Genomic DNA, 15,664 nt, shown 5'->3' with positions numbered 1-15,664 from the left:
CTAAACTTGGCTCAGCAATCGTTGGTTACATCTTTGATTTCTCGCGGAGTAACTTGTGATGCTGATAATCTTGTTGACTATCAGTCTGACTCCACAAGCACCCACACGAATTGCTTGATTCAGTTGTTAAAGAGCGGTTGGTTAAGAGTTATTCGTCTCAACCGAGGCGCGCATTCTACAGCAGCCTCATTTGGTGTCAAGCGGTTATTTTCAGAAGCTTTCGAAGAATTCCTCAACAACTTCAACCACTTGCGCTTGCGATCTCTCGTAAGCGGGAGGCGAATTCTACAGCGTTACACGCTGCTGTCAACACCTCTTTTTCAACTTCCTTTTGGCTTCGATGGACTGAAGCAACCTGCTATCGAAACCTACTTAACTCATTGTTTACCAAGGAGTTTTCCGTTTCGACTGCGCCGGAAGTGGGGCGAATTATAGGCGCACAGAATCTGCCGTCAACTTCTAATTTCGTTTTCTTATCAAATAGTTAGGATTGATCATAAAACGAACGACAGATACCTCTTCTATATAGAGAGCGCACTCAGATGACGCCAGCCTTTCTTAAAGCATCCACATTCAACGGCGTCAGCCCCAGTACACTCTGCAGCACTTGAAGCGTGTGCTCACCCAGCAGCGGCGGCGCACTGCGATACTCCACAGGCGTCTTGGAAAGCCGGATCGGGCTGGCGACCTGAGGCACCATCCCCGCCAAAGCATGAGGCAGCTCCATGGCCAGCCCCCGCGCCTTGACCTGCGGATCAGCGAACATTTGCGCCAGATCATTGATCGGCCCACACGGCACGCCTACTTTCTCCAGTTGCGATACCCACTCTGCCGTGGTCTTAAAGACCGTCGCCTGACGAATCAACGGGATCAGCGCCGCACGATTGGCAACCCGCATCTTGTTAGTAGAGAACTGCGGATCATCCGCCCACTGTGGCTGCCCAGCCACCTCGGCGAATTTGCGAAACTGCCCGTCATTTCCCACCGTCAGAATGAAATCACCATCGGCCGTAGGAAAGTCCTGATAAGGCACGATATTCGGATGCGCGTTGCCCAGGCGTTTTGGCGAGACTCCGGTCGTCAGGTAATTCATCGCCTGATTAGCCAGGCAAGCCACCTGTACATCCAGCAGCGCCATATCAATATGCTGCCCGCCGCCGTCGTGATCCCGGTGGGCAAGGGCGGCCAGGATAGCCACGGTTGAATAAAGCCCCGTGAGAATATCGGTCAATGCCACCCCAACCTTTACCGGCCCCGCGCCATCATCCCCTTCAGGCCGACCGGTCAGGCTCATCAACCCACCCAGTCCTTGAATCATGAAGTCATAGCCGGCACGCGTGGCATAAGGTCCGGTCTGGCCAAAGCCGGTGATCGAGCAATAGATCAGCTCCGGATTTATCTCCTTGAGCGACTCATAATCCAAACCATAAGCCGCCAGGCCACCGACTTTGAAGTTCTCGATCAGAATGTCCGACTTGGCAGCCAGGTCACGCACCAGCCTCTGCCCCTCAGGCTTGGTGAAGTCGATGGTCACCGATTCTTTATTTCGGTTGGCCGACAGGTAATACGCCGCCTCACTGGTGTTCTCACCATAAGCATCCTTGAGGAAGGGCGGCCCCCAGGCGCGCGTGTCGTCACCATTGCCCGGCCTTTCGACCTTGATTACCTCGGCCCCGAGGTCCGCAAGTATCTGTCCGGACCAAGGGCCCGCCAGTACTCGCGATAAATCCAGTACTCGCAGATGCGAAAGCGCGCCCATGCCCATGCTCCTATTAATAGAACGCCTGAAGACCGGTTTGCGCGCGCCCCAGGATCAAGGCATGCACGTCATGGGTACCTTCATAGGTGTTGACCACCTCCAGGTTGACCAAATGCCGCGCCACCCCAAACTCGTCGGAGATACCGTTACCACCCAACATGTCCCGGGCCATACGCGCGATATCCAGGGACTTGCCGCATGAGTTGCGCTTCATGATCGAAGTGATCTCGACCGCCGCCGTCCCTTCATCCTTCATCCGACCCAACCGCAGGCAGCCTTGCAGCGCCAACGTGATCTCGGTCTGCATGTCGGCCAGCTTCTTCTGGATCAACTGCGTCGCGGCCAATGGCCGGCCAAACTGGTGGCGATCAAGGGTGTACTGACGCGCGGTATGCCAGCAGAACTCCGCAGCGCCCAACGCGCCCCAGGAGATGCCGTATCGTGCCGAATTCAGGCAAGTAAAAGGTCCCTTCAAGCCACGCACATCCGGAAAGATGTTCTCTTCCGGGACAAATACGTTATCCATCACGATTTCGCCGGTGATAGACGCCCGCAGGCCGACCTTGCCGTGAATCGCCGGCGCGCTCAGGCCTTTCCAGCCCTTCTCCAGGACAAACCCGCGTATGTCGCCAGCGTCGTCCTTGCCCCACACCACAAACACGTCGGCGATCGGGCTGTTGGTAATCCACATCTTCGCGCCGCTCAGGCTGTAGCCGCCCTCCACTTTGCGCGCACGGGTGATCATCGCGCCCGGATCAGAACCATGATTGGGCTCGGTGAGACCGAAGCAGCCGATCCATTCGCCCGAGGCCAATTTCGGCAGGTACTTTTGCTTTTGCGCCTCGGTACCGAATTCATTGATCGGCACCATCACCAGTGAGGACTGCACGCTCATCATCGAGCGATAACCGGAATCGACACGCTCGACTTCACGGGCAATCAACCCATAGCTGACGTAGTTCAAGCCACTGCCACCGTATTGCTCGGGGATCATCGCTCCCAACAAGCCGGTTTCGCCCATCTCGCGGAAAATCGCAGGGTCGGTCTTTTCATGACGGAAAGCTTCAAGCACTCGAGGCGCCAACTTGTCCTGAGCAAATTGCTCGGCACTGTCACGCACCATGCGCTCTTCTTCGGTGAGCTGTTGATCCAGCAGCAGTGGATCGATCCAGTTGAAGCTTGCCTTGCCAGCCATGAATAAGTCCTCACGAAAAGAATCAAACGTCGTGCATGCAGACTAGGTCGGGACGGTGCAGAGGGCAAACGAGGTTTCTGCATGAGCTTGTGCTAATTTCTCACTTCGTGATGCTCGATAAGGCCAAAAATGCGCCTTACATGTGAGGACAATGTACATGCGCAGGAAAATCCCCAGCACTACCGCGCTCATCAGCTTTGAAGCAGCAGCCCGCCACGAGAGCTTCACCAAGGCGGCGCAGGAGCTTTCCATCACCCAAGGCGCGATCTGCCGGCAGATCGCCAGCCTTGAAGAGTTTTTGAGTGTCGAACTGTTTCGGCGCTCGCGGCGCGGAGTGAAGCTGACCGAGGCAGGGCTGTCCTATAGCCGCAGAGTGGCAACGCAACTGGACGCAGTGGAGCGCGACACCCTTTCCGTCATGGGCCAGCAGGGTGCGAATGTGATCGAACTGGCGGTGGTACCGACGTTTGGCACCCAGTGGCTGATCCCGCGCCTGAAGGACTTCCAACAGCAGCATCCGGAAGTGACGGTCAACCTGACCAACCGCACGCGCCCCTTCCTGTTTGCCGACACCGAGTTCGACGCTGCGATCTACTTCGGCGATGCCGACTGGTCCGGCACGGAATCCCATCGGCTCATGGGTGAAAACCCTGTGCCCGTCTGCAGCCCACGCTTACTCGGCGACCTTGCGCACTTCACTCCTCGGGAAATCGCCGAACTGCCCCTGCTGCAGCAGACAACCCGCCCTTATGCCTGGCGCCAGTGGTTCAACGCCCAGCAACTGAGCGTTCCCCGCGACATGACAGGCCCGCGTTACGAGCTATTCTCAATGTTGTCCCAGGCGGCTATGCATGACATGGGCATCGCGTTGATCCCGCCCTTCTTGATCCAGCGGGAGTTACAGGAGAAACAGTTGGTGATCGCCGCCAACCAAACTCTAAGCAGCGATAAGGCCTATTACTTGATGATTCCGGAGCGAAAAGTTGAATCTGCTTCATTGCATGCATTCCGAGACTGGCTTATTGGCCAATCTCAGCGCTACAACTCCGCTATCTAGGGGCATACGGCATTTTGCTGACCTTGTAGTCAGATAAACAAAAGCCCTACAGATATACGTAGATGTCGCATTTAAACAGACTGTACCTGCCGAACGAAGATAAGGCTCAAAGCCATGATTCTCATGGCCTATAGCGACTATCACGGGTCAATAACCGACTATTCACCATAAACATGTGTAAATCGACTGTCTCGCTGCAAAAAGGCTTAACTACCTGTATTCAATGAGGTTATCCCCACGCATTGCGACAATCAGTCACAGGGTGACTTGTAGTTAATTTTTCGTCACCCGTCATAATCCCTTGAAGGCCGTAAAGTTCGCCTGCAAAATGCCGCGCCCCGCTGTCATTTCAGCGGGATCGTGCTGATCGGCCGCCCCAGCTGTGCCACTCATGGCGCACTGGCCTTTTTACAAAAAGATCAAAAGCAAAAAGATCATGCAGGAGATTTGACGTGCACATTGGTGTTCCTCTCGAAACCCAGACCGGTGAAACGCGGGTGGCTGCCACCCCGGAAACCATCAAGAAGCTGATCGGCCAGGGCCATAAGGTCACTGTACAAAGCGGCGCAGGCATTAAAGCCAGCATCGTCGACAGTGCTTATGAAACGGCAGGCGCAACCATTGGCAGCGCCAACGATGCGTTTGGCGCCGAACTGATCCTCAAGGTGGTTGCCCCCAGCGACAGCGAACTGGCGCTGATCAAAAGCGGCACCGTATTGGTGGGCATGCTCAATCCGTTCAGCAACGAAACCATCGCCAAGCTCGCAGAATGCGGCATCACGGCCTTCGCTCTCGAAGCCGCGCCACGCACCTCGCGGGCCCAGAGCCTGGATGTGCTGTCTTCACAAGCCAACATCGCCGGTTACAAGGCGGTATTGCTGGCTGCCCACCACTACCCGCGCTTCATGCCGATGTTGATGACCGCCGCAGGCACCGTGAAAGCGGCCCGCGTGCTGATCCTTGGCGCTGGCGTCGCCGGTTTGCAGGCCATTGCCACGGCGAAACGCCTGGGTGCAGTAATCGAAGCCTCTGATGTACGCCCGCCCGTAAAGGAACAGATCGAATCCCTCGGCGCCAAGTTCGTCGATGTGCCTTACGAAACCGATGAGGAACGTGAATGCGCGGTCGGCGTCGGTGGTTACGCACGCCCGATGCCCACCAGTTGGATGCAGCGCCAGGCCCTGGCTGTGCACGAGCGCGCCAGGCAAGCAGATATCGTCATCACCACGGCATTGATCCCCGGTCGCAAAGCACCGACCTTGCTCAGCGCCGAAACCGTCGCACAGATGAAACCGGGCTCGGTCGTCATTGACCTCGCGGCAGCCCAGGGCGGCAACTGCCCGCTGACGGTCGCAGATCAAGTGGTGGTGGAAAACGGCGTGATCATTTGCGGCCCGACCAACCTGGCCGGCGCCGTGGCCGCCGATGCGTCGGCCTTGTATGCACGCAACCTGCTGGACTTCCTGAAGCTGGTGTTCACCAAGGAAGGGCAGTTTGAAATCAACCTCGAAGACGACATCGTCGCCGCGTGCCTGATGTGCCGCGACGGCCAAGTCATCCGCAAAAACGCCTAAGCAGGGATTCAGACGATGGAAGAGCTTATCTCCCCCGGTATCTACAACCTGATCATCTTTGTGCTGGCGATTTATGTCGGTTACCACGTGGTCTGGAACGTGACACCCGCGCTGCACACGCCGTTGATGGCCGTGACCAACGCCATTTCGGCTATCGTGATCGTCGGCGCCATGCTCGCCGCCGCTCTCACGGTGACGCCGCTGGGCAAGACGATGGGCACCCTGGCCGTGGCGCTGGCAGCGGTCAACGTATTTGGTGGCTTTCTGGTCACGCGGCGCATGCTTGAGATGTTCAAGAAAAAAGCCCCGAAAGTAAAAGAAGAGGCGCCAAAGTAATGAGCATGAACCTCGTCACGACGCTCTACCTGATTGCGTCGATCTGTTTCATCCAAGCCCTCAAAGGCCTCTCGCACCCGACCACTTCGCGGCGCGGCAACCTGTTCGGCATGCTCGGCATGGCGCTGGCGGTACTCACCACCGTCGGCCTCATCTATAAGCTCGGCGCTGAGCTGGCGACTGCCGGTATCGGTTACGTGATCGTCGGCCTGCTGATCGGCGGCACCGCCGGCTCGATCATGGCCAAGCGCGTAGAAATGACCAAGATGCCGGAGCTGGTAGCTTTCATGCACAGCATGATCGGCCTGGCCGCAGTGTTTATCGCCATCGCAGCTGTCGTCGAGCCGCAATCGCTGGGCATCGTCAAACACCTGGGCGACGCGATTCCTGCGGGCAACCGCCTGGAGCTGTTCCTCGGCGCCGCCATCGGCGCAATCACCTTCTCCGGTTCGGTGATCGCCTTCGGCAAGCTGTCGGGCAAGTACAAGTTCCGCCTGTTCCAGGGCGCACCGGTACAGTTCGGTGGCCAGCACAAGCTCAACCTGGTGCTGGGCCTGCTCACGCTGGGCCTGGGCCTGGCGTTCATGTTCACCGGCAACCTGACTGCCTTCGCAGTGATGCTGGCCCTGGCCTTCGTTCTGGGCGTGCTGATCATCATCCCGATCGGCGGCGCCGACATGCCGGTCGTCGTGTCGATGCTCAACAGCTACTCCGGCTGGGCAGCGGCGGGCATCGGCTTCTCGCTGAACAATTCGATGCTGATCATCGCCGGCTCCCTGGTGGGTTCCAGCGGCGCAATCCTCTCGTACATCATGTGCAAGGCGATGAACCGTTCCTTCTTTAATGTACTGCTCGGCGGTTTCGGCAACACGCCAGACGCCACCGCTGCGGCAGGCTCTAAAGAAGCACGGCCGGTGAAGTCCGGCTCGGCCGACGATGCCACGTTCCTGCTGACCAACGCCGACACCGTAATCATCGTGCCGGGCTACGGTCTGGCAGTGGCCCGGGCGCAGCACGCGCTCAAGGAACTGACCGAGAAGCTGACACACCGCGGCGTGACAGTGAAGTATGCGATCCACCCGGTGGCGGGCCGTATGCCTGGGCACATGAACGTACTGCTCGCCGAAGCAGAAGTACCGTACGACCAAGTGTTCGAGATGGAGGACATCAACTCCGAGTTCGGCCAGGCCGACGTGGTACTGGTGCTGGGCGCCAACGACGTGGTCAACCCGGCCGCCAAGAACGATCCGAACTCACCGATCGCCGGCATGCCGATCCTTGAAGCGTTCAAGGCCAAAACCATCATCGTCAACAAGCGCTCGATGGCCAGCGGCTACGCGGGCCTGGATAACGAGTTGTTCTACCTGGACAAGACCATGATGGTCTTCGGTGATGCCAAGAAGGTCATCGAAGACATGGTCAAGGCCGTCGAATAACACTGCGCCAGCGCAACACCCGAAACCCTGGCCTCACGTAGGCTGGGGTTTTTTCGTTCCCATGCTCTGCGTGGGAATGCAGCCGGGGACGTTGCACGTCCCGCTTGCACACTCATATGAAACCCGACCAAAGGCTCTAAATCGCTACTCGGCATTCGACCATGGTAGCGGGCCGAAACTTTTTGAAATCACTACACTGCCCACCTTGCTTCCGTAGCCCGAGATAACCATTCATGTACCGTGATCGTATCCGCTTGCCTTCATTGTTGAACAAGGTCATGAGCGCGGCAGACGCCGCCGCACTGATCGAAGACGGCATGACCGTCGGCATGAGCGGCTTCACCCGCGCCGGTGAAGCCAAGGCCGTTCCTCACGCCCTGGCCGAGCGCGCCAAGACTTCCCCGCTGAAAATCACCCTGATGACCGGCGCCAGCCTGGGCAACGACCTGGACAAGCAATTGACCGAAGCCGGCGTGCTGTCACGTCGCATGCCCTTTCAAGTGGACAGCACGCTGCGCAAGGCGATCAACGCGGGCGAGGTGATGTTTATCGACCAGCACCTGTCGGAAACTGTCGAGCAACTGCGCAATAACCAGCTCAAGTTGCCGGACATCGCGGTAATCGAAGCCGTTGCAATCACCGAGCTTGGGCATATCGTGCCCACCACCTCGGTAGGCAACTCGGCCAGCTTCGCGATTTTTGCCAAGCAAGTGATCGTCGAGATCAACCTGGCGCACAATCCGAACCTGGAAAGGCTGCACGATATTTACATCCCCTCCTATCGGCCAACCCGCACGCCGATTCCGCTGGTTAAAGTCGACGACCGCATTGGCAGCCCGGCGATTCCTATCCCGCCCGAAAAAATCGTCGCTATTGTGATCACCAATCAGGCGGATTCTGCGTCCACCGTGACGCCACCCGACGCCGATACCCAAGGCATCGCCAATCACCTGATCAACTTTCTGAAACAGGAAGTGGACGCCGGCCGCATGACCAACAAGCTCGGCCCGCTGCAGGCCGGTATCGGCAATATCGCTAACGCGGTGATGTGTGGCCTGATTGACTCGCCGTTCGAAGACTTGACCATGTATTCGGAAGTGCTGCAGGACTCGACGTTCGACTTGATCGACGCCGGCAAGCTGAGCTTCGCCTCCGGCAGCTCGATTACCCTGTCGGAGCGGCGCAATGCCGACGTGTTCGGCAATCTTGAGCACTACAAGGACAAATTGGTGCTGCGCCCGCAGGAGATTTCCAACCATCCTGAAGTGGTGCGTCGCCTGGGCATTATTGGTATCAACACCGCGCTGGAGTTCGATATCTACGGCAACGTCAATTCCACCCACGTTTGCGGCACGCGAATGATGAACGGTATTGGCGGCTCCGGGGACTTTGCGCGCAATGCACACCTGGCGATCTTCGTGACCAAGTCGATTGCCAAAGGCGGCGCGATTTCCAGCGTGGTACCGATGGTGAGCCATGTGGACCACACCGAACATGACGTAGACATCCTAGTGACCGAAGTGGGCCTGGCCGACTTGCGTGGCCTGGCGCCACGGGAGCGGGCCCGAGTGATCATCGACAACTGTGTGCACCCGGCGTATCGCGATGCGCTGAACAGTTACTTCGAGGCCGCCTGCGCGCTTGGCGGGCATACCCCGCACATCCTGCGTGATGCACTGAGCTGGCACATTAACCTGGAAGAAACCGGACACATGCTCAAAGGTTGAGGGGTACACAACCGGGTTGATGCCTGAACAGTTTCATCGACCCGGTCGTTTAAGCGGTGGTTACGTAAAAAACTGTACTGCTGTACCGGTCATTTCCTACCGAAATATCCTACGACCTACCTCTAAAATGCCTATTTCGCACTGCTTCAGTGCAAGCAGGTACAGTTGCCCTCATTTCGTACCGTACAGCCTCTATAAACAGTTAACTGGCCCCTCACAATACAGGTGAACTGTATCTAGAGAGTCTTGCGCGGGAGGAGGATGATTGGCATCAGTTAAACCACTACCTAATCCCGCCACAAGCGGAAGGATGTCATCATGGAACGTACACTCAGTTCCGAACTGTTCTTCGAAGAAAAAGCTGTTAACACCCAGGCTTCCCTGCCTCTGCGCGTTCTCGCCAACCTGATGTTGTGGCAGCGCCGCATCTCCAGCCGCCACCAACTGGCTCGCCTGGATTCGCGTCTGCTGGCCGATGCTGGTATCAGCGAAGCTCAACGCTACGAAGAGCTGAGCAAGCCGTTCTGGCGCTGATTGGCGCTCGCTGGCCCTGACCTGCCGGGTCCACTGCCAGCACTCTGATTTGTCAAAGCAAAGCCCGCCCCGGGAAACCGGAGGCGGGCTTTGCTGTTTCTGATGCGATGCAATTGAAACAGCGACGATCTGCCGAACCAATACAGTTTTTATATCTTAAAATATAACCATAACAGTTAAACGACGACTTCCGAATGGACAAGCGGTGGCCTAATATCCAATCACTACGTGGCGAACCTTGTAGAACGGGCGTCAGATGCCCAAATGCCAACGTCCGTTTCATTGTGGCCACTCTGTGCCACTTTATTTGCTCATCTACAGGAGTTACCCCATGTCCCGTCTTCGCCTGCTGTGCACTGCCGCCCTGTTGGCCGTTGCTGCCAATGCCAACGCGAGCAGCTTTATCGTCACCACCGATTCGATCGTTGGCGCACTGAAAGCCACTTCCGATGCCACCTCTGATGCCACGTCCTCCCTGCGCGACAACAAAGTGGTGCGAGCCGCCCGTGACGACGCGGCCAGTTTTGTCGCCAGCGAAGGCGCCATTCGAGGTGTGAAACTGGAAAGCGCCCTGGCCCAGATCCGCCAACAGGCGCCGCAGTTGAACACCGCCACTGACGCTCAATTGGCCCAGGCCATCCTGGCGATCTAAAACCAGGGGAAGGGCCAGTCGCACTGGCCCTCATCCGGTCATTGCGCTAGCCTTGGCGCTCGTTTTCAGTTGTCGAGTCCCATGGCTTTTTCATACCGCCTGTTGATTGTTCCTGTGATGTTCTGCGCCTGCTGGGCACCGCCGGCTTCGGCCTTTGACGTGTCCATCCAAAGCACCGTTGTCAGCGCGTACGCCACCAGCAAGGTGACCTCTGCGCCGTTCGACAACAAATTGGTACGGGTTGCCAAGGATGATGCTGCTGCTTTCATTGCCACTGACGGCCAATGGCGGGGCGCACGCTTGGAGTCCGCGCTGGATTACCTGCGCCGTACCCAGCCAAAACTTCATGCGAGCGACCTTGAACTGGCGCAGGCAATTCTCGTCCAATAATCATCTTTGTATGTCCATCTTTGTATTGGAGTCACCCCATGCGTAGCCCGTTGATCATCGCCGCCCTCGGCCTGCTGTTTTTGGCCGATGTCGCCCAGGCGCAAACCCTGAAGGCCACCAGTAACATCATCGTCCGTGCTTCGGCGCGCACCATTGATTTCACCTCGGACACCACCACCTCCATCCGCGACTCCAAGATCGTGCGCGAAGCCCACGATGATGCCGCCAGCTTCGTCGCCACCAACGGCGAGATTCGTGGCGCGCAACTCGAGGCGGCGTTCGACACCTTGCGCACCCGCGTGCCACAAGCCCGTGATGCCAGCGACCAGACGCTCGCCGAAGCTATCCTCGCTCTGTGAGGCGAATCAACGCCTGGCTCCTGGCCGGGGCAGTGCTGCTGTGTGCCGGTACAGCCCAGGCCGGCCTGCAACTGCGGCTCAAGACCGATGGCTTGAGCCCGGCGCAACAGCAGGCCAGCCAGGCGCTGCTCGATGAAGCGATGGGCGCCTTGCCGCCGCGTTTCATCGAGCAGTTGGACCGCCGTATCGACGTCGGCTGGACCGACAAGATGCCTGAAAACGCTTATGGCCAGGCCTCCCTGGTGTCCGAACTGGATCTTAACCAGAACCTGCTTGCCAGCCTGACCGACGGCAGCGCCGCCACGCAGAAAACCAACCGCCCCCACGGCACCGTGCGCAAGGAAATGCTCGCCACCGTGCTGCATGAACTGACCCATATCTACGACCGTGCGCGCCTCTGGTCCAAAGACGAGCGAGCCCTGATCCAGCGATGCAGCCGCCAGAACAGCATCACCGGTTTGATTGGCCTGCCCGATCAATGCCGTGGCCAGAATGACCGGCGCTTCACGCTCAGTGACGACCCACGCTTGCTGGACCTCGCCGGTTGGCCGCAATACGTCGGCCGTCGCGGCGAACGCGAACAGCACAATAATCAGGTGGTGCGCAGCCCGGATATCTACGAAACCACCAGCCCGCTGGAATTCGTCGCGGTCAACATGGAGTACTTCCTCCTCGACCCAAGCTACGCCTGCCGCCGCCCCGCGCTGGCGCGCTATTACAAGGAACATTTCGGCTGGGCACCGCCCGGGCAGGACGCCTGCGGCAATACCTACGCGTTTTTGAACGCCGGCAATGACTTCGCCAAAACCCCGCTGGGCCAGATCGACCCGGAGCGCGTGTATGAAATCGACTACCTGCTCGCCGAAGCCAATCAGAATCTGGTAAGCCGCTGGGGCCATAGCATGCTGCGTCTGGTGATCTGCGCGCCGGGCCGTCCGCGCGGGCCGGATTGCAGGCTGGACCTGGATCAGCATCTGGTGTTGTCCTACCGCGCCTTCGTCGGTGACGTCCAGCTGTCGAGCTGGGACGGCCTGGTGGGCAAATACCCGTCGCGCCTGTTTGTGCTGCCGCTGGCCCAGGTCATCGACGAATACACCAAGACCGAGCTGCGCAGCTTGGCATCCGTGCCGCTGAAGCTCAACCGCCAGGAAATCAACGACACGGTCGAACATGCCGCCGAGATGCACTGGAGCTACGACGGCAACTACTTCTTTATTTCCAACAACTGCGCGGTAGAAAGCCTGAAGCTGTTGCGCAGCGGCAGCGCCAACCCACAATTGACCGGCCTGGACAACATCACCCCCAACGGCTTGCTGGAAGTGCTCAGCGCACGTGGGTTGGCCGACACCAGCGTGCTGAACGACAAGCGCGAGGCGTTGCGCCTGGGTTATCACTTCGACTCGTTCCGCGAGCGCTACCAGGCGATGTTCGATGTACTGCGCAAGCGTCTGCCGATCAAGCAGAGCCAAGTCGAAGAGTGGCTGTCGCTGAATGCGCAAGAGCGCCGCCAATGGTTCAGCCAGGCCGATTTGCGCACCAGCGCCGCGTTGCTGTTGCTGGAACAAGCCAGCTATCGCAAACAACTGATGCTCGCCCAGGACGAAGTCAAACAACGCTACCTCAATGCCCGGGAGCTGAAAAACGGCGGCATGGAGAAAGCCAATAACACGCTGCAGCAAATTCTCGCCAACAGCGGCTTCCTCAGCCGTCCGGCCGAACTGCTCGACAGTGGCGGCTACGGCCTGCCGCAACCGTCGGAGGCCAAACGGCTGGAATCGGAAAGTGCCGAGCGCCAGAAGCAACTGCAGTCGCTGACCGGCGAACTGGATAAAGAGGTAAGGGCGCTGCTCGAGCCTGCCCGTGCTGCCGAGATTGCCGCTTGCGAAGCCAATCTCAAGCAGATGGGCGAACATCTGCGGGCGTTGCACAAGGCGGCCGGTGGTCTCGAACTGCCCTGAAGATTCAGCGGTACGCAAAACCCAATTGTGGGAGGGGGCTTGCTCCCGATGGCATTGGGTCAGCTGATATATGTGCTGGCTGACCCACCGCTATCGGGAGCAAGCCCCCTCCCACATTTGTATCTGAATAAGCCTCACGACCGTGTATCACCTGTTTTCTCAGCGAAAGCTGGCTGAAAGCTTACCCGTCTAGGATCACCCCCACTGTCGGCAACAGACCGACTGTTAACAACAACAATGGTGATTCCCGATGTCCGTCCGTACCCGCCTGTTTGCCCCAACTCCCCCCGTACGCCACGTGCCTTTCGTTCTGCGCTGACCCCACCCGGTTCGCCATTCCCTAGCCGCGCTACGCCTGGAGTATTCCTATGCTGACTTTCCTTGGCTTTGCCATGGTCATCACGTTCATGTTCCTGATCATGACCAAGCGCCTGTCTGCGCTGATCGCCTTGATCATCGTGCCTATCCTGTTCGCGCTGTTCGGCGGTTTCGCGCCGAAGATCGGCCCGATGATGCTCGAAGGCATCACCAAGCTCGCGCCGACCGGCGTGATGCTGATGTTCGCCATCCTCTACTTTGCCCTGATGATCGACTCCGGCCTGTTCGACCCGGCCGTGCGCAAGATCCTCAAGATGGTCAAGGGCGACCCGTTGAAAGTCTCGGTCGGCACCGCCGTGCTGGCCCTCGTGGTGTCCCTCGACGGTGACGGCGCCACCACTTACATGATCTGCGTCGCCGCCATGTTGCCGCTGTACCAGCGCATCGGCATGAGCCCGCGGATCATGGCCGGCCTGATCATTCTTGCCGGTGGCGTGATGAACATGACCCCCTGGGGTGGCCCGACGGCCCGCGCCGCCAGTGCGCTGCATGTGGACCCATCGGACATCTTCGTGCCGATGATCCCGGCCATGGCCGCCGGCGTGGTGGCGATCCTGGTGATTGCCTACATGTACGGCAAGCGCGAGCGCGCACGCCTGGGTGAACTGCACCTGCAGGGCGACGAGATCGACCACAGCGACATCAGCGTGTCGCAATTCCCCGACGCCCGCCGTCCGAAGCTGATCTGGTTCAACGGCGCGCTCACCCTTGCGCTGATGTGCACGCTCATCGCCGGCCTGTTGCCGCTGCCGGTGCTGTTCATGGTGGCGTTCAGTATCGCGATGATCGTCAACTACCCGTGCCTGCAACAACAGAAAGACCGCGTCGCGGCCCACGCCGGCAGCGTATTGGCGGTGGTCGGGTTGATCTTCGCCGCCGGTATCTTCACCGGCATCCTGTCGGGCACTGGCATGGTCGATGCCATGTCCAAGAGCCTGCTGGCGGTCATCCCTGAAGCCATGGGCCCGTACTTGGCGGTGATCACTGCGCTGGTGAGCATGCCGTTCACCTTCTTCATGTCCAACGATGCGTTCTATTATGGCGTGCTGCCGGTACTGGCCGAAGCCGCCAGCCACTACGGCATCACCGCTGTGGAAATGGCCCGTGCGTCGATCGTCGGGCAACCGGTGCATCTGCTGAGCCCACTGGTACCCTCGACCTACCTGCTGGTCGCGCTGGCGGGTATCGAGTTTGGCGATCACCAGCGCTTCACCCTCAAGTGGGCAGTACTGGTATGCCTGTGCATAATGTTCGCCGCGTTGCTGATGGGGATTTTTCCGCTGTTCAGCACTCTATAATCGTACCGACTCACCTACCGTGCGGCGCTACAGCTTGCGCGGTCTAACACTTGCTCAAAGGAATACACATGGAATGGCTGACCAATCCGGAAATCTGGATTGCCTTCTTCACCCTGACGGCCCTCGAGATCGTCCTGGGCATCGATAACATCATCATGATTTCGATCCTGGTCAGCCGCATGCCCAAGCACATGCAGGCACGCACCCGGATCTTCGGCCTCGCGCTGGCGATGGTCACGCGTATCCTGTTGCTGCTGTCGATCACCTGGGTCATGCAACTGACCGCCGACCTGTTCGTAGTGTTCGGCGAGGGCATTTCCGGTCGCGACCTGATCCTGTTCTTCGGTGGCCTGTTTCTGTTGTGGAAAAGCTCCCAGGAGATGTACCACGCCCTGGAAGGTGAAGATGAAACCACCGACGAGCCTAAAGGCGCCGGCGGCAAGTTCATCTACACCATCATCCAGATTGCGATCATCGACATTGTGTTCTCCCTAGATTCGGTCATCACCGCCGTCGGCATGGTTTCCCATGTGCCGGTAATGATTGCCGCTATCGTGGTTGCCGTACTGGTGATGATGCTGGCCGCTGGCACCATCAGCGAATTTATCGACAAGCACCCGTCGCTGAAGATGCTGGCGCTGTCGTTCCTGCTGGTAGTGGGTACCGTGCTGATCGCCGAATCCTTCGACGTGCACGTGCCAAAAGGCTACGTCTACTTCGCCATGGCGTTCTCGCTGGCAGTGGAAGCGGTGAACATCAAGATGCGCACCGCCATCGCGAAAAAGAAGAAACAGCAGGACCCGGTGAAACTGCGCAAGGACGTTCCGGGTCAATAAACCTGTAGGAGCGAGCTTGCTCGCGAAGAACCCAAGGACAACGCGTTAAACCAGGCAGTACGCGTAATCGTTGACGTTCTTCGCGAGCAAGCTCGCTCCTACATATGACAGTTTTGTTTCAATCCCGAGTTTAGCTATGCGATGCTGGCGCAGAGCCCATTCGCCAACTACAGCT

At 58.5% G+C, this 15,664-nt stretch carries 14 protein-coding genes; 12 read left to right on the top strand and 2 right to left on the bottom strand.

Annotated features, from left to right (window positions below; translation table 11 throughout):
- Window positions 1–538 precede the first annotated feature (538 nt).
- Together C4J85_RS00570 and C4J85_RS00565 are read right to left on the bottom strand one after the other, a co-directional pair.
- Entirely contained in the window at window positions 539–1,759 is a 1,221-nt protein-coding gene (locus C4J85_RS00570) for a CaiB/BaiF CoA-transferase family protein (RefSeq protein ID WP_124408739.1), read from the bottom strand.
- Window positions 1,760–1,772: 13 nt separating this feature from the next.
- Window positions 1,773–2,954: an acyl-CoA dehydrogenase gene (locus C4J85_RS00565; RefSeq protein ID WP_124360672.1), complete on the bottom strand. Its 1,182-nt coding sequence runs from the start codon at window positions 2,952–2,954 to the stop codon at window positions 1,773–1,775.
- 157 nt (window positions 2,955–3,111) lie between these two features.
- Between C4J85_RS00565 and C4J85_RS00560 the strand changes: the two genes are divergently transcribed.
- The 12 genes from C4J85_RS00560 (at window position 3,112) to C4J85_RS00505 (ending at window position 15,489) form a co-directional block, all read left to right on the top strand.
- Complete coding sequence (locus C4J85_RS00560; protein WP_124408738.1) at window positions 3,112–4,011, top strand: LysR family transcriptional regulator; 900 nt, start codon at window positions 3,112–3,114, stop codon at window positions 4,009–4,011.
- Window positions 4,012–4,463: 452 nt separating this feature from the next.
- Window positions 4,464–5,585 (top strand): Re/Si-specific NAD(P)(+) transhydrogenase subunit alpha, encoded by a 1,122-nt coding sequence (locus C4J85_RS00555; RefSeq protein ID WP_124408737.1) that lies wholly within the window; start codon window positions 4,464–4,466, stop codon window positions 5,583–5,585.
- A 15-nt stretch (window positions 5,586–5,600) separates the two neighbouring features.
- A complete protein-coding gene (locus C4J85_RS00550; RefSeq protein ID WP_003187417.1) occupies window positions 5,601–5,921 on the top strand; it encodes an NAD(P) transhydrogenase subunit alpha in 321 nt (106 codons plus the stop codon).
- Window positions 5,921–7,357 (top strand): NAD(P)(+) transhydrogenase (Re/Si-specific) subunit beta, encoded by a 1,437-nt coding sequence (locus tag C4J85_RS00545; RefSeq protein WP_124369107.1) that lies wholly within the window; start codon window positions 5,921–5,923, stop codon window positions 7,355–7,357. Before C4J85_RS00550 ends, C4J85_RS00545 begins: the two co-directional genes overlap by 1 nt.
- 233 nt (window positions 7,358–7,590) lie before the next feature.
- On the top strand, window positions 7,591–9,084 hold the full coding sequence (locus C4J85_RS00540; protein ID WP_124408736.1) for an acetyl-CoA hydrolase/transferase family protein: 1,494 nt from the start codon (window positions 7,591–7,593) through the stop codon (window positions 9,082–9,084).
- Between the two features lie 318 nt (window positions 9,085–9,402).
- A complete protein-coding gene (locus C4J85_RS00535; RefSeq protein ID WP_003187413.1) occupies window positions 9,403–9,618 on the top strand; it encodes a DUF1127 domain-containing protein in 216 nt (71 codons plus the stop codon).
- A gap of 331 nt (window positions 9,619–9,949) precedes the next feature.
- Entirely contained in the window at window positions 9,950–10,270 is a 321-nt protein-coding gene (locus tag C4J85_RS00530) for a DUF2388 domain-containing protein (RefSeq protein ID WP_057725665.1), read from the top strand.
- 81 nt (window positions 10,271–10,351) lie between these two features.
- Window positions 10,352–10,660, top strand: coding sequence for a DUF2388 domain-containing protein (locus C4J85_RS00525; RefSeq protein WP_124360666.1), 309 nt, complete (start codon window positions 10,352–10,354; stop codon window positions 10,658–10,660).
- A 38-nt stretch (window positions 10,661–10,698) separates the two neighbouring features.
- A complete protein-coding gene (locus C4J85_RS00520; protein WP_124405927.1) occupies window positions 10,699–11,019 on the top strand; it encodes a DUF2388 domain-containing protein in 321 nt (106 codons plus the stop codon).
- Window positions 11,016–12,977 (top strand): DUF4105 domain-containing protein, encoded by a 1,962-nt coding sequence (locus C4J85_RS00515; protein ID WP_124408735.1) that lies wholly within the window; start codon window positions 11,016–11,018, stop codon window positions 12,975–12,977. The genes C4J85_RS00520 and C4J85_RS00515 overlap by 4 nt, the downstream gene beginning before the upstream one ends.
- A gap of 368 nt (window positions 12,978–13,345) precedes the next feature.
- Window positions 13,346–14,653 (top strand): CitMHS family transporter, encoded by a 1,308-nt coding sequence (locus C4J85_RS00510; protein WP_049710719.1) that lies wholly within the window; start codon window positions 13,346–13,348, stop codon window positions 14,651–14,653.
- Window positions 14,654–14,721: 68 nt separating this feature from the next.
- The gene (locus C4J85_RS00505; protein WP_124408734.1) at window positions 14,722–15,489 is read left to right on the top strand and encodes a TerC family protein; all 768 of its coding nucleotides are present in this window, start codon (window positions 14,722–14,724) and stop codon (window positions 15,487–15,489) included.
- The last annotated feature ends 175 nt before the right edge of the window (window positions 15,490–15,664 follow it).

This window comes from Pseudomonas sp. R4-34-07 (genome assembly GCF_003852375.1).
Taxonomy (GTDB): Bacteria; Pseudomonadota; Gammaproteobacteria; order Pseudomonadales; family Pseudomonadaceae; genus Aquipseudomonas.
Note: the sequence above shows the minus strand (reverse complement) of the source record. Positions and strands in the feature narration are given on the sequence as shown.